Annotated in this window: 18 protein-coding genes; 9 read left to right on the forward strand and 9 right to left on the reverse strand. The window is 34.4% G+C overall.

The window, feature by feature from the left end; translation table 11 throughout:
- Positions 1-123: 123 nt before the first annotated feature.
- Positions 124-2,352, reverse strand: a complete 2,229-nt coding sequence (locus AB0A59_RS02525) for a CDC48 family AAA ATPase (protein WP_458746197.1) — start codon at positions 2,350-2,352, stop codon at positions 124-126.
- 1,430 nt (positions 2,353-3,782) lie between these two features.
- Between AB0A59_RS02525 and AB0A59_RS02530 the strand changes: the two genes are divergently transcribed.
- From AB0A59_RS02530 to glnA, 3 genes are all read left to right on the forward strand, one after another.
- Entirely contained in the window at positions 3,783-4,346 is a 564-nt protein-coding gene (locus AB0A59_RS02530) for a hypothetical protein (RefSeq protein WP_458746199.1), read from the forward strand.
- Positions 4,347-5,589: 1,243 nt separating this feature from the next.
- Complete coding sequence (locus AB0A59_RS02535; RefSeq protein WP_458746200.1) at positions 5,590-6,237, forward strand: ferredoxin; 648 nt, start codon at positions 5,590-5,592, stop codon at positions 6,235-6,237.
- Positions 6,238-6,617: 380 nt separating this feature from the next.
- Positions 6,618-8,090 carry a type I glutamate--ammonia ligase gene (glnA, locus tag AB0A59_RS02540; RefSeq protein WP_458746202.1) on the forward strand — a complete coding sequence of 491 codons (1,473 nt, stop codon included), beginning with the start codon at positions 6,618-6,620 and terminating at the stop codon, positions 8,088-8,090.
- A 138-nt stretch (positions 8,091-8,228) separates the two neighbouring features.
- Here glnA and AB0A59_RS02545 read toward each other — a convergent pair whose 3' ends face one another.
- Positions 8,229-8,465, reverse strand: coding sequence for a hypothetical protein (locus tag AB0A59_RS02545; RefSeq protein WP_458746204.1), 237 nt, complete (start codon positions 8,463-8,465; stop codon positions 8,229-8,231).
- A 505-nt stretch (positions 8,466-8,970) separates the two neighbouring features.
- Here AB0A59_RS02545 and AB0A59_RS02550 point away from each other — a divergent pair.
- A complete protein-coding gene (locus tag AB0A59_RS02550) occupies positions 8,971-10,254 on the forward strand; it encodes an MFS transporter (protein ID WP_458746205.1) in 1,284 nt (427 codons plus the stop codon).
- Positions 10,255-10,403: 149 nt separating this feature from the next.
- On the opposite strand, the gene AB0A59_RS02555 is transcribed toward AB0A59_RS02550, so the two are convergent.
- The 3 genes from AB0A59_RS02555 to AB0A59_RS02565 form a co-directional block, all read right to left on the reverse strand.
- A complete protein-coding gene (locus AB0A59_RS02555) occupies positions 10,404-10,802 on the reverse strand; it encodes a hypothetical protein (RefSeq protein WP_458746207.1) in 399 nt (132 codons plus the stop codon).
- A 112-nt stretch (positions 10,803-10,914) separates the two neighbouring features.
- On the reverse strand, positions 10,915-12,132 hold the full coding sequence (locus AB0A59_RS02560) for a hypothetical protein (RefSeq protein ID WP_458746209.1): 1,218 nt from the start codon (positions 12,130-12,132) through the stop codon (positions 10,915-10,917).
- 135 nt (positions 12,133-12,267) lie between these two features.
- Positions 12,268-14,145: a helix-hairpin-helix domain-containing protein gene (locus tag AB0A59_RS02565; protein ID WP_458746211.1), complete on the reverse strand. Its 1,878-nt coding sequence runs from the start codon at positions 14,143-14,145 to the stop codon at positions 12,268-12,270.
- Between the two features lie 306 nt (positions 14,146-14,451).
- Here AB0A59_RS02565 and AB0A59_RS02570 point away from each other — a divergent pair, with 306 nt between their 5' ends.
- Positions 14,452-14,610 carry a hypothetical protein gene (locus AB0A59_RS02570; protein ID WP_458746212.1) on the forward strand — a complete coding sequence of 53 codons (159 nt, stop codon included), beginning with the start codon at positions 14,452-14,454 and terminating at the stop codon, positions 14,608-14,610.
- Between the two features lie 47 nt (positions 14,611-14,657).
- Here the strand turns inward: AB0A59_RS02570 and AB0A59_RS02575 are convergent, their stop codons facing one another.
- On the reverse strand, positions 14,658-15,182 hold the full coding sequence (locus AB0A59_RS02575; protein WP_458746214.1) for a hypothetical protein: 525 nt from the start codon (positions 15,180-15,182) through the stop codon (positions 14,658-14,660).
- Between the two features lie 64 nt (positions 15,183-15,246).
- Positions 15,247-16,773: a high affinity choline transporter 1 gene (locus tag AB0A59_RS02580; RefSeq protein ID WP_458746216.1), complete on the reverse strand. Its 1,527-nt coding sequence runs from the start codon at positions 16,771-16,773 to the stop codon at positions 15,247-15,249.
- A gap of 343 nt (positions 16,774-17,116) precedes the next feature.
- On the opposite strand from AB0A59_RS02580, the gene AB0A59_RS02585 reads away from it, so the two are divergent.
- Both AB0A59_RS02585 and AB0A59_RS02590 read left to right on the forward strand, forming a co-directional pair.
- Positions 17,117-18,235: an agmatinase family protein gene (locus AB0A59_RS02585; protein ID WP_458746218.1), complete on the forward strand. Its 1,119-nt coding sequence runs from the start codon at positions 17,117-17,119 to the stop codon at positions 18,233-18,235.
- A complete protein-coding gene (locus AB0A59_RS02590) occupies positions 18,235-18,609 on the forward strand; it encodes an urease subunit gamma (protein ID WP_458746219.1) in 375 nt (124 codons plus the stop codon). Before AB0A59_RS02585 ends, AB0A59_RS02590 begins: the two co-directional genes overlap by 1 nt.
- A 138-nt stretch (positions 18,610-18,747) precedes the next feature.
- Here the strand turns inward: AB0A59_RS02590 and thsA are convergent, their stop codons facing one another.
- Complete coding sequence (gene thsA, locus AB0A59_RS02595) at positions 18,748-20,454, reverse strand: thermosome subunit alpha (RefSeq protein WP_458746220.1); 1,707 nt, start codon at positions 20,452-20,454, stop codon at positions 18,748-18,750.
- A 174-nt stretch (positions 20,455-20,628) separates the two neighbouring features.
- Here thsA and AB0A59_RS02600 point away from each other — a divergent pair, with 174 nt between their 5' ends.
- Positions 20,629-20,922 carry a hypothetical protein gene (locus AB0A59_RS02600; protein WP_458746221.1) on the forward strand — a complete coding sequence of 98 codons (294 nt, stop codon included), beginning with the start codon at positions 20,629-20,631 and terminating at the stop codon, positions 20,920-20,922.
- Positions 20,923-20,929: 7 nt separating this feature from the next.
- Complete coding sequence (locus AB0A59_RS02605) at positions 20,930-21,388, forward strand: universal stress protein (RefSeq protein WP_458746222.1); 459 nt, start codon at positions 20,930-20,932, stop codon at positions 21,386-21,388.
- A gap of 4 nt (positions 21,389-21,392) precedes the next feature.
- Here AB0A59_RS02605 and AB0A59_RS02610 read toward each other — a convergent pair whose 3' ends face one another.
- A complete protein-coding gene (locus tag AB0A59_RS02610; RefSeq protein ID WP_458746224.1) occupies positions 21,393-22,145 on the reverse strand; it encodes a ParB/RepB/Spo0J family partition protein in 753 nt (250 codons plus the stop codon).
- Between the last annotated feature and the right edge of the window lie 362 nt (positions 22,146-22,507).

A 22,507-nucleotide genomic window follows, 5' to 3' on the forward strand; every position in this document is an offset into this window, starting at 1 on the left:
TGAATAAAATGATTGCTGTATCTTATTGCCTTTAATTTCCAACCTAGATTAAGGTTTATTCGTTTAAGAGAATTCAATATTAAAAATGGGATGAAATATTATTATCCTTTAAAATTTAGTGGATCATAAATCCACTTTTCCAAATTTGTTTGCCGCGTTCTTATACATATCTACTTCCTGCTTTGATAATGGTCTTATTTTTTTCATGGCATCTTCAAAATGTTTCATATTTATTTTCAAATATTTTGTTTGTTTCTCTGCCTCCTTGGAATCGGGATATTTTGTTATATGTTCTCTCAATGCCAACATTACTGCTGCAGAAGATAAAGAAGCAATATCAGCTCCTGTATATCCATCAGTCTTATCGGCTAATTCTTCAATATTGACATCTTCAGCTAATGGCTTCTTTTTTGTATGAATCTTGATAATCTGAACCCTGGATTCTCGGTCAGGTGGAGGTACATACAGGATTCTATCAAATCTGCCTGGTCTCAATAATGCAGGGTCTATTATGTCGGGTCTATTGGTAGCACCTATTACTACTACATTTGTTAGTATTTCGAGGCCGTCCATCTCGGTCAGAAATTGACTGATCACTCTCTCTGTTACATGGGAATCTCCGTGATCACCCCTAGTTGGAGCTATAGCATCTAATTCATCAAAGAAAATTATACATGGAGCAGCTTGCCTAGCTTTTCTGAATATCTCTCTTACTCCTTTTTCTGATTCTCCTACCCACTTACTAAGTAGTTCTGGCCCCTTAATACTGATGAAATTTGCTTCACTTTCGTTTGCTGCTGCTTTTGCCATTAATGTTTTTCCTGTGCCTGGCGGACCATATAATAAAATTCCTTTTGGAGGGGTGGCATCTGCATAAGTAAAAACTCCCAAGTATTTTAATGGCCATTCAACAGCTTCTTGAAGCTCTTGTTTTATTGTGGAAAGTCCACCTATATCCTCCCATTTTATGTCTGGCACTTCTACAAACACCTCTCTCATGGCAGAGGGTTCTGTTTCCTTAATTACATCCATAAAATCCTGCATTCTAACTATAATCTTTCTCAAAATGTCGACTGATACACTTTCGCCAGAGAGATTAATTTCGGGGAGAACCCTCCTAAGTGCACGCATGGCTGCCTCCTTGGCAAGAGCTTGCAAATCAGCTCCAACAAAACCATGGGAAATATCTGCTAGTCTTTGTAAATCAACATCCTTATCGAGTGGCATACCTCTTGTGTGTATTTCTAATACTTCCAATCGTCCATCCCTATTAGGAACTCCAATTTCTATCTCCCTGTCAAAACGGCCTGGCCTTCTTAACGCAGGATCGATGGAATCTACCCTATTTGTAGCGGCTATTACAACTACTTTACCTCTTGATTTCATCCCATCCATTACAGATAATAGTTGAGCCACAATCCGTCTTTCAACTTCTCCTGTTACTTCTTCTCGTTTTGGTGCTATTGAGTCAATTTCGTCAATAAATATTATAGAAGGCGCGTTCTTCTCAGCCTCTTGAAATACATTGCGGAGTCTTTCTTCTGATTCCCCGTGGTACTTGCTCATTATTTCTGGTCCTCCAATTGTAAAGAAATTGGAATTTGTTTCATTTGCTACGGCTTTAGCCAATAACGTTTTCCCAGTTCCTGGCGGACCGTGTAATAATACACCTTTTGGTGCTTCTACGCCTAATCTCTTAAATAATTCTGGATGTCGTAGAGGAAGCTCTATCATTTCCCTAACCCTTGCTACTGCGTCTCCTAGACCGCCAATATCCTCGTAAGTAATCGATGAAGTCGTGCCCTCTTGGGAGATCTGAACGGCCTTTGAGGACTCTTCTGAAACTAGTATACCCGTTGTATCACTAATTATGACCGGACCTGATGGGTGAGTCGAGATCACGACTAAATCAATTCTTCTACCCATTACATTGATAGGAACTGTATCGCCTTTAGTCATCAAAGTTCCATTTAGATATTCGGCCAGATACTCTTCAGCACCCACTATTCGCAAAGGTTCAGTAGGCGCAAAGGTAATGTCTTTTGCGGTTTTTGATTCTACCACTTTGATTTCAACCAAGTCGTTGATGCCAACATCCAGCCTACTTCGTATGAACCCGTCCATACGGATCAATCCTCTACCTCTATCACTCTCCTTTGCTGGCCAGCTTAAGACGGTAGTCTTCCTACCAATAGATGATACTTCTAACGCATCACCGCTAACAATATTTAATGACTCTGCAATAGCAGGATCTACCCGAGCTATTTTTCGTCCTACATCTTTTTGTTCTGCCTCAGCTACCTTCAACGTAGCGGTTTTTGAAGACTTTGTGTCATCAACTTTTGACGTCATGACCCATACTGACCTAGTATATAATTTAAAGGTAAATATTAAAAGTGAATAATTTTAGAATACAAACTTTTCGTATGTTATAGTATTTGAGACGTCACGCATGAAAAGGGTTTGAGTAATGTCGAATGACTGTGGATTACAAGATTATATATCAATGTATACAACAGAGCACTAGAGTCTAAAAGGACATCTTAAACCATCAGGTTCGTAGATAAATAATTTTTTAACAGGGTAAACTAACCGTTTCTTACCATGTACTTTAATATCTATTGATATAAATTTTATGGAATAACCACAAATCGATAAACTGGCTCTCTTTTTATTGAAAATTTCGAACTATAGAACACATACGAGCATATAATATACGATGGATGATGATAAAGATAAGTGCCTGTGGTACTCGATTTGGATGTATGAAAGGCCTTATTGTAACACTATGTCTTGTACATAAGTGGAAAGAATACTTAATCACAAGATAAATAGTTCGTGGTAACCGGTTAAAAAAACTAGATTGCACTGTATGTAAACTGATGGCGCTCATTCAGTGCCCTTGCTATCCGTGGTGTTTTTTTACCAGTATTAAGATAGTTTCGTCTTCAGGTTGATTACTGAGCTGGAAAAACCAGGCTGTATAGCAGGATATAAGAGAGTATTATGATTCCTTGTAGTACTAGTTCATCTTGCTTAAGGATGATGGCTTCCAAGACAAACCTAACAAAACTAAGATGGTTGATTAAGATGCACTAGCAGACAAACAACTAACAATTTCACATTTCTAAGTGAAAATGATATATGTAGAGCGGTATCCGCATGGACAGTCAATTACAACAAAAAATCGTACAAGTAAGACACACAATCAGTTTACATCAAGTGAGTGTCTTCATGTTTACAAAACTGTTAACTTAGAAAACCTCATCGCTAAATATTCTTTATTTCTCTTATTATTCATAATAAAAGAATTGGAACGCCTTCCGAGTGCATTGACAATCGTCTATACTTGTATTTTCTGACTTTGTCTTGTAGTAGCGGCTTCTGAAAGTAACTATATCTAAAGAAATAACCATGCTCATTGCAAAAAGGTTTACTCTGTCCTTGACTCATAGGTATAGAAACATCCAGTATGAACAGAAGTCGTTACCTGATATCTATAGGCTAAAGTTCTCGAGTCACGATTAACATTCATTCCTCTTTGGAGAAAAGCCTGATTAAGGTTACGAGGAAGTAGATATATAACAAAATTGAAGGATTCGAAGATTATTTCCGTCGTAGAATAAAGAAACTAGACTAAAGCATGAACAAAAACTGGTAATCTATTTGCATATCAGAACAATGGATAAATATCGATATAGGATAGTGCCCATTGTAGGTATAGAAAGGAATAAGTAATACCTGTCTTTAGGTAACCTGTATTGTTGAAAAAAATTATTACAATGCCTTTATTCTTATTGCTTATTTCTTTTCTTTTTGCTTTTCCAATTGCCTTGGGGCAAACAAATGTAACCAAAACCACATTTCAAGATCCACATACAGGAATTACTTTTCAGTATTCCGCAAATTGGAAAGTGACTACTAATGAATATACTAACGCAATACTGGGGGATAAGGACATCGCTGATACTGGGTTATACCAAGACTCTAACCTTGTAAAACCTATAGTTTTATTACTCCCAGAATCCATGGATGGCTCTTCATTCTTAATATTGTCTGAACTACTTCCTTTCCCTGTGCCCCTTGAAAAATATGCCGAATTAACAAGGAATTCATTAGTGACTGATCCTACAATCAAATTATCAAATAATCTTCCGATTTTACTCGGTAATATGAGCGGGTTAAAATATAACGTTTCATCTACAAGCGATCCATATTCACAAACACAAATTTTGTTTGTTGATAATTCAACTGCCTTTGTAGTAGGCTATACAGTTGGGGAAACAGGACAATCGAAAAATAACATGGATATTGACTCTATGATTGACTCCTTAAGAATTGACTAACAATATCTGTTCTACCTCCTTTATTTATCGCAGGAAATTAGTTATAGATAACTTATTCTTGTTGCATAGTACTCTATTCTTCTAGAATCGAACATGATAATACTTCACTTCAAAGATATTAGAGCAAGGATTTTTTCGTGTCACTTTAAGATTTATTCTGTTATCGAGAATTCTGAAACATAAATATGCAAAAAATTTTAATCCTAGCCGATGATCCCATAAGGACTAAATTAGAAGAAAAATTAAGACGCAGGTTTGATGTAGAGTCAGTCGCTACTCCTTTAAATGGCATATGTGAAATCAAATTACATCTCCGTGGACGTTTGATCACAATTTGCAGATTTTCCCCAAATGAAAACTTCCGCGACATAATAACGATGTTTAACGTAAATTATGATTTAAAAGCTCGAACAACAAAATCAATATCATAGAATCAATAACGACAATATTCTGATTCGTTATTTTGCTTCTCAATTATGAGATTTGATCTTATCCTTTTATTCTTCTAGTATTAAAGAGCTGTGGTATCTTGTTAATAATCGAAACAAAAGGGAATCGAAAAATTAGCATATATTTAATTTGGTTGTATCAGATCTATTGATAATATAAGAAATAAAGTACAAGAATATGTACAACTACTAGTTACCTTCCCGATCATCGATCTTAATGATCTTACAATATTTACAATAGTATTCATTCCTTTTTATCGTCTCCATTTTCCTTTTACAACGGTCACACCTTGTCATTTGTTCTTTTATTATACGATGTTGAATCCTTTTCAAAACAAAGGGAATGATAAAACTAAGCATAACATGCCCTATGATGCGTGTTAATAGACTCTGTCTAGGACTGCCCGAATTTCCGTATTTTGCCATCGTTCGATATCCCCTATATATGGGTAATTCGCATTGAATAATCTTTTGTTTGAAATGTAATTAAAAGACAGTTTGAATATTTTGTATCCATAATTAATACTCTATCTGTCATTTTTAACAGTCTAGTATCTTTGGTCAATAATGAAAAATGATTGTTAGCAAAAAAATTTAGCTAAATTATTGATCCGAGGTTATAAAAAGAATTATCATGATTAATTTATTTCTGTTATCTTGATGAGTAAAAGTATTCTGGCTATGTTCGATCTTCATTTTCTTATTAAACCAGTTGATAACATTGACTAGACCTATAAAATCCGATTAAGTATGTATATATAAATTGAATAGAATATGTTAATTAGTAAGACTGTTTGGGTGACGCTAATTACTATGAGGTTCTGGAGATATCAAGATATGCCAGTCAGCGGGAGATCAAAAGTGCGTTTAGACGACTTGCAAGGAAATATCATCCAGATAGGAACTCAACAGTTTCTGATGATATCATGAAGGCTATAAATATCGCATTCGAAATCCTTTCCGATCCCGGAAAAAGACAACAATACGATGAAACTCTTGTTGTAGAGCGTCCAAGACAATCAGATCGGTCGGATCAAAATCGTGACAGTGATTCAGCTTATATTCGAAATGAATGGCAAGTAAGTATCACCTCGGATGACCTGGGTAGCCAGACCGTAAGTTACGATAATGATTATGACGCTAATTCTCAAAATAGATTAAATACTGGATATGAAGCTGCACTACTTGAAAAGAACGATCCATCATTGGAAAGTCGATACCGTATAATTGTCGAGCCATCCTTGTGCTTAGCTTTCGGAAGTTGTGAAACACTTGCTCCAAAGGTTTTTGTGGTTGAAAAGAACAGACGAATAAATCCAAAAGCGGTAGTAATTTCAGAAACCGCAGAAGCTTTTGAAACTATACTTGATGCAGCCCAAACTTGCCCTACTAAGGCTATTTTTATCATTGATAGACATACAGGAGAACGTATCTTTCCATAGTTTCACTAAATATAATCCGCCAATATTTTATATATTCTTTCTTTTGTAAATGAGCATACGATCAGAAGATAAAAATCCATTCCAGAAAATTATTTATACATTACAATTGATTTCAAAACAAAGAGCCAACGACTGATGATGATTCCACGTAGATATTACTATTCATCTTATAATATATTTTCAGAACAACCATAGGAATTTGCTTTTTTCTGTAGGTATCCTTTGATTTGCCTTTGACCGAACTCCAAGTTAATTAATACTATTGTTCTACTATTTCTAATATTCAATGAAATTAATGTTATTTTTTATCTTTTACTGTGAATAACCTTGACAAAATTATTTATCCTATAACGTATTATGATTGTTGAGGGAGAAGTTTTTTGAATGATGCTACTATGACTGGAAGAATTACTGCTGAATCTGCCGGTCGAGACTTTATGCAAATAAGATATACTGACCTTATAGGCAAGTTTCTCGCAAAATATATTCAAATAGATAAAGAGTTAATTCAAGATGTTTTTAGAAAAGGATTAGGGTTGGATGGTTCTTCGGTAAATGGCTTTTCAACAATAGATGAGTCTGATATGATGCTGTTTCCTGATAGAAAAACATTGAGGAAAATCCCTTTGTCAAGCTATGAAATAATGACAGTTATTGCTGATGTTTACAACGGATTTGATAAGGGTAGATCTATAAAAGATCCGCGGAATGTTTCACAAACTCTTGAGGATCACCTTGCTATAAGTCAGATTGCATGTCAAATAGGTGCTGAAGTTGAATGTTTTGTATTTGATCAAATAATCTTTGATATGGAAAGGAATAATCCTGCAAGTAATAATGTAAATAGTCGGAATCGTGCGAAAGATGTTTCAATCCTATCTTCGGAACAATATGGAATAGGGAAATATCCTATCCGTAAGAAATCTGGATATGATGTTCCTACATTTCAAGATTCTTTGATTGAATTTAGGTTCGAGGTTGCTAATATATTGAAACAATATTATGATATCAATGTGACAAATATGAATCATGAAGTTGCTAGTAGTGGCCAAATCGAAATCAATTTTATGCATGATTATTTGACTCAATCCGCCGACAACGTTCAGATTTATAAGGATGTAGTCAGAAATGTGGCAAAAAAATACAATAAGATTGCTAATTTTATGCCAAAACCAATTTTCGATCCTCTGAATAATGAAAATAGTGATAATGGGTCGGGTATGCACGTAAGCATAAGTTTATGGACAAAATCAACAAGTAAGAATGCAAATTTATTCTATGACGAGTCTGATGATTACGCCGAATTGAGCCAAACTGGGCGATACTTTATAGGCGGTATTTTAGATCATGCTAGATCATTATCGGCAATAGTAACTCCCACTGTAAATTCGTATAAAAGGATTATACCTGGCTTTGAGGCACCTGTTTATATTGCATGGGCTAGGGGAAATAGATCTGCCGTAGTTAGACTGCCAATCAACGAAAAAAAGAGTTCAAGCTCAAAAAGAATTGAGTACCGCGCTCCCGATCCTTCCGCAAATCCATACCTCGCTTTCTCTGCGATAGTTGCAGCAGGATTGGACGGGATAAATAGGAAAATTGAACCAGGGAATCCTGTTAGTGAAGATATTTACAAAATGTCCGATTCAAGGAGGAAGAATCTGGGTATTGATGTTCTGCCTGGTAGTTTGGAGGAGGCATTATCTGCTTTGAAAAGTGATTCAAATTATCTAAACCTTTGTTTTCATCCTGATTTAATCAGTACGTATTCGGATCTTAAAAATAAGGAAATTGCGGAAATAGGTAACGATGAATCAGTTATAAATCAATTTATGTTTTACTATGATGTTTAAAAATATTGTTTTTAATCGAATCCTTTATTATTTTTACTATTTTTGATATCTAAAGAATTGAATAATTGAATTTATTAATTATTGTTTGATTCAAATGTAAGCTAAATTCTATTTCCTTTGTATTTTATATCGATACGCTCATCTTCTATGTTCTTTTCTCAATAGGACTAGACCCTCTATATTATTGGGGTTCATATATACTTCTCCCCTAGCGGCCTCTTTGATACCGATGATAGGTTCATCACATTCTGGACATATTTGAAAATAAACAAAAATACTCGCATTTCTTTTATTTTTTCCAACGAGCGCATTATTCATATTAGAATGAAGTTGGGATTGACATGTGGGACACTCCATAATAATATTGTAATTCATATACTATATGTACTTTAACATACCTGAGAAATAATTAATATTTGATTGATTAGTGCAATTGTTAATATACATATATCCTGCTGGCCTCTTTACTTTTGACTCCATATACTTAGCTGATGAACCTAGTCTGGGTAACCTATTGAGGTATAAGTATCATATGCTGCTATATAAGATATTGCAGCATAAAAAAGGTATTCTGCTAATTATTCAAATCAGTAGTTGCTTTCTTTCAGCGTCTGTAAAAAATTTGTATGTGTATCGTGACTGTGTGGATAATGGTAAGGGGGGGTTTGTCCCATTAAAATACTAAATCTGGCCAGTACGCTATATACTTGATTTCAGGATGTGAGATCTGATTAGGAAAATAAATTAAATATTCAATCTTTCAAAACTGTACTAGTTATCTTATTCTGTTTGCAGCCGCTTGGCAGTATGGAACAATTCGGTTTTTGATCGATTGTTGATCCGAACAGTAATAATACGTTATTCCTTGTTTTACTTCTATATGTCTTCATTCAGGCAGGTATTTTCTCTTCCTGTTACCTCCATAATACTTGCTAGAATAATGTATGCTGTAAATTGGTTTAATATCTCTTCTATTTTTTATCTAGTCCTGAATGACTTTAAACAGGACGTTTCGATGCTGGGATTGGTAACTTCGGGTTTTCTAATAGGGATTGGCCTATTTCAGATTCCAGCTGGAATACTATCAGCAAAATACAATGCAAAATTTATGATATTTTTTGGAACAGTGCTGTTGTCAATATCTTCTCTTCTTTCAGGGCTAAGTACAGAAATATACCAGATGGTAATTCTGAGATTCCTAGTAGGAGTTGGGATGGCATTTTTCTTTGGTCCTAGCGTTATTCTTATCTCAAAATATTTGGGTAAAGGATCAGAAGGACTAGGTGTTGGAATTTTAAATTCTGCCCATTCATTAGGTGGAATCGTTGGAATATTTGTTTGGATTATCATCGCAGAGATTATTGGATGGAGAACAAGTCTTGTGATCAGTGGAATTATTGGAATACTCAGTGGATTGTTTTTGTTATGTGCTCTCCAAAGAAAAAATTATGATGATTCAAATAATTATTCTGGTGATACTTTACAGAAAAAGGTTTATATTTTTTTTAGATCCATTTTTCTGAGCAAAAATATCCAAAGTCACATCTCTACATTCGCAATTAATTCTGATGCTCTCAAATCTATCATGTTGAGTAAACCCATGATTTATGTAGGATTATCATTGCTTGGATTCCAGATAGCATGGAGTTTAGTCTCTACTTTCATTATTCTATTTCTTAAGGTCGAATTTGAAATTTCCTCTTCAATAGCAGGTCTCATTGGCGGATCGACCTTGATAATGAACGTTATATTTGCTCCTATTATTGGTAGAATTTATGATAAATTATCTCACAAAAAAAATTTTAATAATGATGTACTACTGTTACTAATATGTGGAATAGGGATTTCAGTAAATATCATTTGTTTTTCATTCCTTAATATTTATCTCTTAATACCCTCAATTTTGATGATTGGGATTCTTGCGTCAGGAGGATTTGTAATTCCATATACATTGGCAAGGAGATTGGCCGTAGAGAGACTGGCTTTACCAAAGTATGAAATTCTTGCTGTTAGTTTTGTAAATGGATTATCTTTACTTGGAGCTTTCTGGGTTCCATTTATATTCTCTATCATGGTAAAAACATTTGGTTATCCTTTGGCATGGTTATTTGGTGGGGTGTTGGTTATAGCATTCATAATCCCTATCATTAAACTCCGTAGCTAAAGTAATGTCATTCTTTCATCGAGTTAATTCAATCAAGTTAAAAGAATTTTACAATAATAGGTGAATTTTTGTACCTTATTACCTGTCACTTGTTTAGATGGCTTCAATACTTTAATCATGGTTTAGACCTATTGGATGATATCCGCTTCTTAAGTAATATCTGTGATTAATTTTCCAGGAGTCGATGAAATATCTAATTCTATTGGGATATTTTTGTTTAGAAATATCCTGTATCCTAACTGGTCAATCATAGAATTCATATTAGAAGAAGAAACATCTCGAGGTGCTTTCCTTTCTATATATGCAAAATCCTTCTCGCAGTTAATATTTAGATCGCTATCTTCTTGAAAATATTTATTCTTAACGAAATTCAATACATCGGTCCATGTATATGCCTTTATTCTTTCGACTAGTTTCCTAGTTTCATGATCGGTTGCCTCATTTTTGTATTCAAAAACTTCAAAGTAGTCAATTGACTTTTTGCATTCTCCACAATAAGTCTTCTTACTAATCTGTCTACATTTTTCACATTGTAGTATTATAGCCATATTAGAATATTATCCTCTTATGATAGCGTTTGTTAAATACTTAAACACATGTGCTGATATTAGCCACACAAATCAGTCATTCTTTGTCTACTATTTCTAGCAAAATGTCATATTAGTATGAAGCCCTATCGAAATAATCGGTCATCCTGCCTTGACTTTTTTTTGCTCTAATTAAACCGCTATTTTTAATCCATTCATTTTTTGATACGATTAAGTTATTACATGCGAATGATAGTGCCATGTCCAGAGTATCAAATTTAGCGCCGCTCATTCTCAAAGCCTCTCTTATCCCTTCTCTTATTTGCCAGACTCCAACGGGGATGATATATTCTGGATGTATTTCCCTGAGGACTATTACTGACGCACTTCTTTTTTGGTTATGCAGAAATTCTATGACAGCTAGTCTGGCAGCAAAATAAGATCCACCTATTTTTGGATAATTCTTCAGACCTCTTGCATCCTCAGAATCTGTTTCTATCTTTGCAGCACCTTTTTTATTTATCCATGCTTCATGCATCTCAAAACTCCATAATTCATCTGGGATTAAAATAATAGAATAATAATTTCTCAAATGCATATACTTGTAAATCTTAATTCGATCGAGTGGTCGAAAGGTATTAGTTTTTTTTATTAAATTGGATGAAATTATTTGATCAATTGCAGAAATGCTCCATTTGGTGGGTACAAGTCTTCTTTTTTTTTGAATTCCAATCATTCCTAAACTGAGGATTTTATTAATTTTACTTATCTCAATTCCTTCTTTGTACAAATAGTTGATTGCTTCTATGGATCTAAAATCATTATCATAAAATGCTTTCTCAATTTTCTTGTCAGTAGAAATATCTGAGGGTAATTTCAAAGCTTCTAATTTTGATGCCATCCCGAAATGGATCGTGTCTGAATCGGATGTCGTCCTTAATGCAAATTCTTCCATATTCAATTTGGGTTTTCTCTCAAATGCAACTTCTATTTCGGTTGATTTAGTTGCCATAGTTAATTCCTGTAAAGATTGAATATAGCGATCGGAATTCAAATTTGTTTTTACATGTGTTGAATGTGTGCCTCTAATTAGCGATAGTTTATACCTTATTATTTCCTCAATGGCTTTTCCTGCCCATTTTTCGGGATGATCCAATATTGCCGTATCGGTTTGCAATGGTGAAAAAAGAGGACCTACTTTTACTTTTGGATAGGCGTAGCTGCTGACAAATACAGAGGGGGGTGATCCGCCTGATACTTTTTCTGAAAGATTATTAAAGTTCGAGGTTAAGATTTGTTTCCAACCTTCTGTTATACGTTTTTTTATCTCCTCGCCGTTCCTAGAATACATTGCAAATTGAATGTGTTTGTTAATGATCTTATTTGAATTTACAGTCTACAATGATTGAAGCAGGGATTGATAACTTAGGAAATTTGCTTAGGAGTTAAGGAGAGGTCATTTTGATGAAAATTGAGAATAGTTCTTTTATTTCAATTTTTTGAGTAATTCTGTTGCAGGTAACGTATTTAGAATATCCCTTCTTCCTGCCCACCCCCTTCTTGCTTGTCCTATCCCAAATTCCAAAAATGCATAATGAATGGGATGATGAGCATCCGAATCAATAACCAATTTTACTTCATTTTGTATTGCTTTTCTTATATAATCATCCCGTAAGTCTAATCTGTTATAATGAGAATCAATTTCCAGAATTGTGCCCGTTTCATTTGCAATTGTCATTAATTTCGGAATATCAACAGGATAACCATCTCTTTTATTAATGATTCTGCCTGTTGGATGAAAAATAATATCTACACTCGGATTTTGGGCTGCTCTAATTAGCCTATTTGTTTGTACTTCTATTGGTTGCGAAAAATTAGAATGAATTGCAGCACCTACTATGTCTAATTTATCCAAAATGTTGTTTGGAATGTCTAATGAACCGTCGCTAAGAATGTTTACTTCTGCTGAAGAAAGTATTCTAAAGTCCCTCGAATTCTTTTTACTTTTTTTCCTAATTTTGTCGTTGCGACTTGTTTTCCTTCCTAATGATTTTTCTACATCATATTTATTTAAATCTACAAAGAAAGTACCGCTTTTTATTAAATCATTAAATTCTTGTATCTTTTGTGCTTGGTCTAGTAATTGCTGTTCATCTAATCCCCCAGCGATTCGTAGGCTTTTTGTGTGATCTGTGATGGCAATATAGTCAAGTTCAAAATTTATCATTGCAAAATATGCCATTTCTTTTATGGACATTTTACCGTCCGTATTGTCAGAATGCACCTGTAAGTCTCCTTTTATATCGCCATACCTTAACAATCCTTTCATTTTTTCCTGCCATTCCATCGAGCCTTTACTTGCCATCTCAATTTCACCATTATTTTCCCTCATTTCTGGAGGGATCCATTCTAACCCTAATTCATTGTACAAGTGTTCTTCTGAGTCCCCTGATATTTTTCGATCGGATTTAGTATCAAATAATCCCCATTCGTTTAACCGCAGTGCCTTAGATTGTGCCAATCTTCGCAATGCTATTCCATGTTCCTTACTTCCAGTAAAATATTGCAATGCTGCTCCATAACTTTCTTTAGGAACGACCAGTAAATCGGAATCTAATCCATTATTGAATTTAATAAATGCTTTAGTACTGCCCTTGCTTAGGATTTCTTTAACTTCTGGCATATTTACGAATGAATTAATTATTTTGTCCGGGTTTTCTGAAACCACTAGAAAATCAATATCGCCGATCGTTTCTTTCATTCTTCTGAATGACCCTACTGCTGTTACCCTAGAAACATATTCCGAATTTGCTAAATAATTTTCTATTTGTTTTACTAACGGATAAATGTCTCCAAGTAAATGCCTTTTTTTGCCTATATTATGCAATTCAATTCTCTTGAGTATTTTTTCTTCCTTTTTTTTAGAAATTCCTGTAATTCCATTCAACTTTCCTTCTCTAGCAGCCCTTTCTAAATCGCTAAGATTTTTCACGGGTAACCTGTCAATTATTGCCCTCAAAGTTTTCGGACCTATTCCTTCCAAGCCCACAAAATCATCTATCTTTATGGGGTATTTCGATTTTAGTATTTCGTAATATTCAATCTTATCTGTTTTGATATATTCTTCTATTTTTGAGGCAATTGCTTTACCAACAGAAGGAATTTGTAACAATCCGTTGATTCCTCTTTCTTCATACAGGGATTTGATACTTAGAGGAAGATTATCGATTTGCTCAGCTGCTCTAATATATGCCCTATTTTTGAAATTTAAATTATTCTTGTTATCCTCATTTTCAATATCCAACCCTAGTAGAAATGAAATCTTACGAAGGATGTCAGATATCTCGGCGTTTGTAAGTTTCACTCTATAACTCATCCGTGGCTATTCATTAATTTTCTCATTCTTTCTTTTTGATGATTAGGCTGATGTTTGAAATAAGTCAAAGCAAGGGAAATCATTACTTAGACTCTTTCATTTATGTATTTGGCAGTCTAGAAGTTCTAGCAACATGAATAAGGATCAAAAAATTATATCATTAAACAATAATATATATAATATTTATAGATACTATTAAAAGAATTGTAGATCATGTTTCAGTTATATAACAAATATTGAAAATTTATTACAAAATATATATATTTAGCTAAAATTATTACAAAAGAATTAGCGATGTTTGTCGAATCCTTAACCATTGGGATAATCATAGGGGTATGTGGACTTGTGGCTTGGTTAGTGAAGAATAAATTTCAGCCAGAAATTGAACGTGATATACAGGAACGTGAGCAAAAGACTTTGAAACATGTTCGAGAAATAAGAAAAAACCCATAAATTAATTACTAATTTATTATCCTGGCATATTCGGGGATTATTGAATATCAATCCATAGTTAAAATTTTTTTGGCCTGATTTAACTTTTCAAATAATTCTTTAATGAACAAATCTGCAAACTTGTCAAAATCAATTGTTCCGAATTGTTTCTTATATCCTTCTTTGCGTTTATCATATTCGTATTCAAGCCATAGAAAATCTGCCTCTTTCAATCTTACAATGAATTTATTAGTTTTAGCTTTGGATTCAAATACATTTATCATAAAAATTCCTGCAAATTGGGTAAAGTTTTTTAATTTATATTTTCTCATATATTCGTCTTTATGAATTTCATAGTTTTCTTTTAACCATGTTTTTACATCCATCCTAATTGTTAGCGAAGTATAAACTCCCGAAAAGTCTAATTTCAGATTATGCATTTCAACCGAGTAATGACCACGTTTGATTTCATTCATCATAATTATTAGGGCACTTGGAAGAAACATTCCTGGGTAATATTCATCTGTGGAGTTCTGTAGTTTGTTTAGTATAGATGGTTTTAGCCCGATAGTCGCATATCCCTTCGTAGGCATCACCTTTATTCACTTTGGTATGCTTATTAACTTATTTTGAAGGACTCAAAAAATAAATGGTGAATTATTTTTCATTGGATGGAGGTACATAATTCTTCAAGTCTTCACCATTGACAACATCTTCCTCGGGGGGTACATAGTCCACAACACCAAATCGCTTGAATCCTGGATCCTTCTTCTGAGTAAGCAATGCTACGATTATGAAAAGAACAAACGATACTATGGGTGGTATGAAAGTATCTATTCCCGCATACTCTACTGGAGTAATATAATATAATACCAATCTTAGGCTGGATCCTACCACAATTGATGTGATTGCAGCAGGCCAGTTTGCCTTCTTCCAAAACAGACCTAATGTAAGTGGAGCCCATAACCCTGCAAATACTATATCGAATGCAAGTATTAGATAAATGCCTGGACGGGGGATTGCTGCCCCGAGGAGAAGACCCGTTAGCATTACTGGTATCGTTGCACATCGAGTCACTATCAGTAACTTTTTATCCGTTATTCCGGTTTTTTTGAACAATGATCTAAGGATGTCTCTTTGAATCAAGTTTCGCGCTATAACACTTGAGATCGCAAGAAGACCACCGTTAGCAGTTGACATAGACGCGCCTAAAACTCCCATAAGTAGAGCAGCTCCTATTGGAAACGGAAGTAGGTTGATAGCAAGTAGAGGATATACTGTATACGGATCTTCTATGTTTGGTAACATGTATAACGCGATTATTCCCATCATACTAGTAGGCACTATAATTGAAATTGTTAAAATTCCAGCCATGAATGCACCCCTTCGAGCTGTCTTGCCATCTCTTGCTGAAAATACCCTTTCCATAAAATCAAGTGCTACTACATCGCCAAGGCCCAGTGCTATAATTGCTGCCCAATTTAGCAAAGCACCGTTTTTAGGATCAGTTAACCCAGATAAATCCACATAACTCTCTGGCGTGGCAGACAGAATAGTTCCTAAATCCACCCCACCAAATCCAAGGGCAAAATACAGGAATGCAGCCCAGAATGCTCCGATAGTTAAGTAAACCTGGAAAATATCTGTATACGCAGAAGAAAATAACCCTCCTGCAAACGTATATACCAATACCGCCAATGAAACAATTAACATACCCCAGAAAAGTGGAATATGCAAGACCGTGGACAGTATAAATCCCCCTGCTGCAAAATTTCCTGCGACTAATATTATGAAACTTAAAGACAAAAGTATGGATGACATCCCCTCTGCACCAACACCATATCTTCGGTAATAAAAATCTGGAAGGGTTAGCATGGACATTTTGTTTACCCTTTTTGCATAGAAGATTCCTGTTACTATTAAAGTAGTTGCCAACCCGATTGGTATTGCAGCGCCCGCCCAAAAACCAAATTGATAAACAAGTGCCACGTTACCCAAGGAAGAGTTACCATCGATTGATTGAGCTGAAAGCATTGTTCCTACAAATATTAACGGTAAGCTCTTTCCCGCAACCATGTATCTTTTACTACTTTTTTTAACCATCAAGGAAGTTAATACTCCCACAGACAATACCAGTCCCATGAACGAGAGAACTGCTATACCATAAGCATCTATGAAAACCAATGTTATTGGTATTTAGTTAATAAATATATAAATATTATTAATTTAAAAGATACTACTTTTTTTGATTGCTTTTTCATAAATAATTTCGAAAACTTTGATAAAAAAAATGAAATTTACTGATATAAACATCTAATGCTGGTTGTTGACTGGTTATTCAATAGATATGGTAGTTGTACCCCTAAGACTATTCATTATTTGTAATATCAAGAAAAGACGTAAACTACGTCAAATGTAATAATTGTGAATATTACGCATAATATTTTCGGTTGTCGAACTTTTTTTTAAACGTAGTTTACTTAACAATATTTATTAATTATCCTTAGTCATAATAATTAGATATTATATGGGAATGGAATTTTACGGAGATTCTTACAAGGGAAATGACGAACCCATTTTTGTTGGGATACCTACTTTTCTAAAACTACCTTATGTCAAGAAAAATGAAGAATTGCAAAAGATAAAGCCTGATATAGCAATTGTAGGAGAGCCTTTCGATTTTGGAACTACGATAAGACCTGGTACTCGTTACGGCCCTAGAGCAATAAGGGCTGCATCTACTGTTCCTTCTCCTCCTTATGAACATTTCAATATTGAAACTGGGGTTGACCCATTTGGAGTCTTTAAAGCAGTTGACTACGGTGATGTCAATATCTCACCAGGGGATGTCATTGAGTCACATAGACGGATGACTAATAAAGTTAAGGAAGTTTTGGATATAGATGCAATACCAATAATCTTGGGCGGAGATCATTCGGTAACCTTTGCAAACGTTCGCGCACTTTCTAAAAAATATAAGAATATAGGAATGATCCATATCGATTGCCATGCTGATTGCGCACCCCAAGGACTTTGTGGATTCAAATATGATCATGGAGCTCATATTCGAAGAATCATGGAATTAGGCTGTCTCAAGGGAAAAAATTATACACTTATCGGCCCTAGGGGGTATTGGCCAGGACCCGATCTATACAAATGGATGGCAGATCAGGATTTTCAATGGTTTACAATGCTTGATGTAGAAGAACTAGGTATTGCTCAGATTGCTAAAGAGGCTGCGGATAGGGCAAACGACAATGTCGATGCTGTCTATGTTAGTTGGGATATCGACACTTTTGACCCTGCATATGCACCAGGAACTGGTGAACCAGAGCCCAATGGTCTCACTTCAAGGGAGGGGATGAAGCTAATGAGATTGTTATCGACTTCATTTGATCCAGATAGATTTGCATTTGATCTTGTTGAGGTTTCCCCAACCTATGATGTAAGTGACGTTAATTCCTATAATGGAGGTATTACATCTGGACTCGCAAATCGTCTGATAGTTGAATTAATGGCCGGGTTATCTTTGACCAAAAAAGGTGAATCTGAGGGAAAGCCTGTACGACCTAAATTTTACCGTGGAAAGGGACATACGTACGATTTTGGAGACGGCCCTAAAGCAAAGATACCAAAAAGAGGATAATGCTTCTAATCAGAGTACAATGCTATTCTCCACATCAAACTATCCATCACAATATTTTTTTGAGAGATGAAATCGATGAAACTATATTTTTTAATACATTCAAGATTATTGAAACAAAAATTATAAGGCAATTAAGAATCAATCTAAATGAATCGATGTGGTTTTATTGTGGATGTGTATTGAATCAATTACGCTTGGGTACTGCCGTAGATGAAATCAGGACAAATTTATCTAAGATATTAAGTGAAGAAATGGTTATGATAGGAGTAGTGGAGTTAATGAAAAAAATTGAAATCGAAATAAAAATTGTTACAGACCACATTATTTCCCATCATATAAGATTAGTAAAGCCAATATTGACGAGTAAAAATTAAACAGCAGATGCATCGAATCGTATTTTATCTCTTGAAAATTGATAACTAAGTCCAAAAAATTATGATATTTGCTGTTAATATCTGAGCTTAAAAACTGAAATTTTTCTACCCTTGTATATCTACTTGATTAATGGAAAATTAATAATAATGGTGCTGGGGTCTTTGCTGTTTACCCAACTTATCAAAGTAATGATCATGTTTTTTGTCTCCACCAATATGTGAATGCTCTGTTCCATCCTCATGAGTATGAGTGTTCATTAGTGGTTTTTTGATAATAATGTCGTCTATATTTATCAGGAGACGGCTCACTTCTACGGCTGAATTGAGCACCTGCTCCTTTACAATTGTAGATTCGATCACATCCCAATCCAATTGAGATATTTTTCTTTCGTCTGAATTTAGTCCAAACCATTTAACCTTTTTACTATCAATATTCTGGGATAGATTTAGTCTAAGTTGAATAAAAGCATCCATCAAATTTAACCCTGAATTTTTTGCAAGAATTAGAGGAATTTCTTCTAATGCTTCGGAGAATTTAAGTAAAACTATTTGTTCTGTCCCTTCCATCATGTTTGCTCTTTTTCTAACTTGTTGTGCCAATAATGCTTCACAGGACCCACCTCCAATGACAATGGATGGATATTGGACGAATCTGCTTATGACGGTAATAGTACTTTGAATTGCTCGACGGTATTCATCTAACATCATTTTTGAATTTGCTCTGATTAAAATTGAAACTGTTTTAGGATTTATACATCCTTCTACAAATATCATCTTATCGCTCCCTATTTTCTTCTCATATACATTTTTGGCATATCCTACATTACTTTGTATATTTCTAACATCTAAATCCTTTACCAGTTTTCCACCGGTAGCTTTCTCTAGCCAATGAAGATCGTTCTCTTTTACTCTTTTGACTGACATTATTCCAAACTTGGACAACAGATCCTGTGCCACCAAGTCTATTCCTTTACGGTTTACTACTACATTTATGCCACTATCGATTATTTTTTGTATTTTATTTCTCGTGATTTGATTTTCTTCAATCCTATATAGGCTCATTTGTTCTGGACTGCAAATTGATAATTGAGATTCTGTTCTAGTCGTCCTTGCCTGAAGGTCTTCGTCAAGTAAAAGGATTCGTGCATTTTTGACAAATTTAGGCATGAGGTCACTATCAATTGTCTTGTCAATTAATACTCCATCAATCAAAATACTCTCTGACAAATTACCAATTTTTTCCTCAATTTTTATGTCATCTACCTCTAGAAGGTAGTTATTATTAGAATACACAGTATTGATTGCATTAACGGTAATTTCTAAAATATTATTTAACTCGAATTGTGAGTCAGAGGAGAGCCTGATTTTTGTTCCTAAACACATCCGTGCGAGTTTCTCAATTATTGTTTTATCTTTACTACTTACTTTTCTTGCAATATTGTGTAAGGTCTCTAAGGAATATTTGAGCCCTTTATCGTATCCGTTAACAATAGTAGCCGGATATATGTTCATCGCCAGCATCTCTTGCGCCTTTTCCAAAAGAGTGGTGGCAATTATAGCAGTTGTTAGCGTTCCATCACCTACTTCATTATCTACCGTATTTGTGGCATCGATTATCACTTTAGCTGCTGGATGTTGTACATCAATCTTACGGAGAAATGTCGCCCCATCTTTTGTGCATGTCGATTCACCAATTATGTCAATATAGATCTTTTCATTTCCTAAGGGACCATAGCAGCTTTCAATTAAAGATTTTATTAGCTGAGCGGCATGAATGTTGTAACTCCTTATTTCCTTGCCACTTGTTCGTTTAGTATCATCAGGGATTAGTTTAGTATAGGACATATCACTTTATAATTCTTGGAGTTTATATATGGTAACATCAAAAATGTATTTTACAAAAATTTCACATTCGTTCTGGAAATATAAAAGTAGATTACGTATTCATTTTTTGGAGCAAATATGTAAATTCCCCTTTTTAGCAATACTTTTTTATAGTTAATAATTATTAATTCCTTAATGCCAGCTGTAACATCTAAAGTTGAAATTGAAAATGCTTCAAAGAATGCAATAAACGCACTCTTTGGACCAAATATTGAAAATTTTAGAATACGTGAAGTATTTCCCTATTCTGAGGATCAAATTGTAGCTCATAGCGAGCAAATGGACGAGACGTCCCAACCAAAAGATGGATGGGATATTCAGGTTACATTCATGTTAAATGGTCTTCAATATACAGTGGATCTAATTATTCATGAAAAAGATGGACAGGTAAGTTATTCTAGGGTCATTGACAAAATGGTTCCTCTCTGATTTTTAGATGCTATTTAAGAATATTTTATTAGCTTTTGATGGCTCAACTACTTCGTCAAAAGCAGCGGAATATGCAATATACTTGTGTAAATTAGAAGGGGCACCTCTTACATTCTTACACATACTTGATAATATTAAGCAAGGCGGGGTTATAGGTCTAAGAGCGCGATATGGTGATACAAAGTTAATTGATGGATACAAAAGAGCGAGAAGGAAGGATGCAGAAAAATGGATAAAACCAATTCAAGAGACAGCTACGACAGAGGGTATCAAGAGTACGATTGCTATTTTAGATGATGAAAAAAATTCTAAAGTAGAATCAATCGTTCAATTTATAGAAAAAAATAACATTGATCTAGTTATTATGGGTTCGAGAGGATTATCTAAATTTAAACAAATGTTAGTTGGAAGTATTGCATCAGGTATAATTAGTCATTCCAAATGCCCTGTGTTGGTAATCCGATAACCATCTACTTTCTTTTTAGATAGTTCAAAATTATCTCTTTTACAAAATCGTTTACTTCCTGACCATTCTCTTTTGCCTTTTGATCTAAAGAGTTCCACAAGGTTCTATCCTTTTCTTTGGAAGGATTAAAAACTAATCTTACTGTCAGTAGTCCTTTGGGGGCACCTCTTTTTATCCCTAGTCGGAAGAGTTCCTCTTTCAATGCATCTGGTTCTATATTAGTCAACTTTATCTGAACTTCAGACGGCTGTCTTGCTATTTTTATTCCTTCATAAAGCGTAATTTCACCATTTTCTATTTTCTCCTGAATCTGGTTTGGAAGGTTAAGAATGCTTAACCATTCACTAATTGTGCTTTTCGGTAACCCGTATAAACGAGATACTCCAGTAATTCCAGACTTCGTCGATTCTACTAATTTTTTTACCATTCTTGCCTTTTGTAAAGGGGAAAGATCTTTTCTTATTAGATTTTCAAATAGTGAGGCTGCTTCTGCTTCTGCACCCTTTAATTTCGTAATAACTGCTGGAATTTCCTTCTCTCCTTTATTGTTGAGGGCTAAAAATCTTCTTCTTCCGATAAGTAGCTTATATCTTTTAGTAAAATTATCGAATCGGACCACAACCGGTTGAAGTAATTCAAATTTTGCCAAATGTTCTTTCATTAAGTTATCACTTGAATCTTTTCCAAATGAAAAATTCTTACGGACATTTTCATCAGCTACATCAATTAAATCAACCGGAATATTCTTGATTTTCAATCCTTATTATTTATTAATCTATTATGTTATTATTCATTTTGGTTCGAGGCCTTTAGGTTGTCACTTTCTTATTTAATCGTATTATACGCATCAGCCTGACGCCTGCATTCGTAATCTACGAGATTATAAACAATGCTTATATTAATTAAATTTAATACTAAGTGATGCAAAGCTATCTCAAATCAAATGAAAAACTTGATCATTATGATGAATTGAGTAAAGCGACTTTCTTGTCCTATTTTATTTCTTTATATATTTCTACTATTGAGGACAAAAATAGACATGATAGTGTTTCAGTTAATGAAATTTATGATTTTATACAAGATTTACAAGACGAATTGGATTTTAAGGTTCCTCATGTT

It is taken from the genome of Candidatus Nitrosocosmicus sp. T (assembly GCF_054408485.1).

Excerpts from the sequence above, each read along its gene's own strand:
- AB0A59_RS02605 (WP_458746222.1), top strand. The coding sequence starts at position 20,930 with ATGCTATTTAAGAATATTTTATTAGCTTTTGATGGCTCAACTACTTCG.
- AB0A59_RS02550 (WP_458746205.1), top strand. The coding sequence starts at position 8,971 with ATGTCTTCATTCAGGCAGGTATTTTCTCTTCCTGTTACCTCCATAATA.
- AB0A59_RS02600 (WP_458746221.1), top strand. The coding sequence starts at position 20,629 with ATGCCAGCTGTAACATCTAAAGTTGAAATTGAAAATGCTTCAAAGAAT.
- AB0A59_RS02545 (WP_458746204.1), bottom strand. The coding sequence starts at position 8,465 with ATGAATTACAATATTATTATGGAGTGTCCCACATGTCAATCCCAACTT.
- AB0A59_RS02585 (WP_458746218.1), top strand. The coding sequence starts at position 17,117 with ATGGGAATGGAATTTTACGGAGATTCTTACAAGGGAAATGACGAACCC.
- AB0A59_RS02525 (WP_458746197.1), bottom strand. The coding sequence starts at position 2,352 with ATGACGTCAAAAGTTGATGACACAAAGTCTTCAAAAACCGCTACGTTG.
- AB0A59_RS02570 (WP_458746212.1), top strand. The coding sequence starts at position 14,452 with ATGTTTGTCGAATCCTTAACCATTGGGATAATCATAGGGGTATGTGGA.
- AB0A59_RS02530 (WP_458746199.1), top strand. The coding sequence starts at position 3,783 with ATGCCTTTATTCTTATTGCTTATTTCTTTTCTTTTTGCTTTTCCAATT.
- AB0A59_RS02560 (WP_458746209.1), bottom strand. The coding sequence starts at position 12,132 with ATGTATTCTAGGAACGGCGAGGAGATAAAAAAACGTATAACAGAAGGT.
- AB0A59_RS02590 (WP_458746219.1), top strand. The coding sequence starts at position 18,235 with ATGCTTCTAATCAGAGTACAATGCTATTCTCCACATCAAACTATCCAT.
- AB0A59_RS02555 (WP_458746207.1), bottom strand. The coding sequence starts at position 10,802 with ATGGCTATAATACTACAATGTGAAAAATGTAGACAGATTAGTAAGAAG.
- thsA (WP_458746220.1), bottom strand. The coding sequence starts at position 20,454 with ATGTCCTATACTAAACTAATCCCTGATGATACTAAACGAACAAGTGGC.
- AB0A59_RS02575 (WP_458746214.1), bottom strand. The coding sequence starts at position 15,182 with ATGCCTACGAAGGGATATGCGACTATCGGGCTAAAACCATCTATACTA.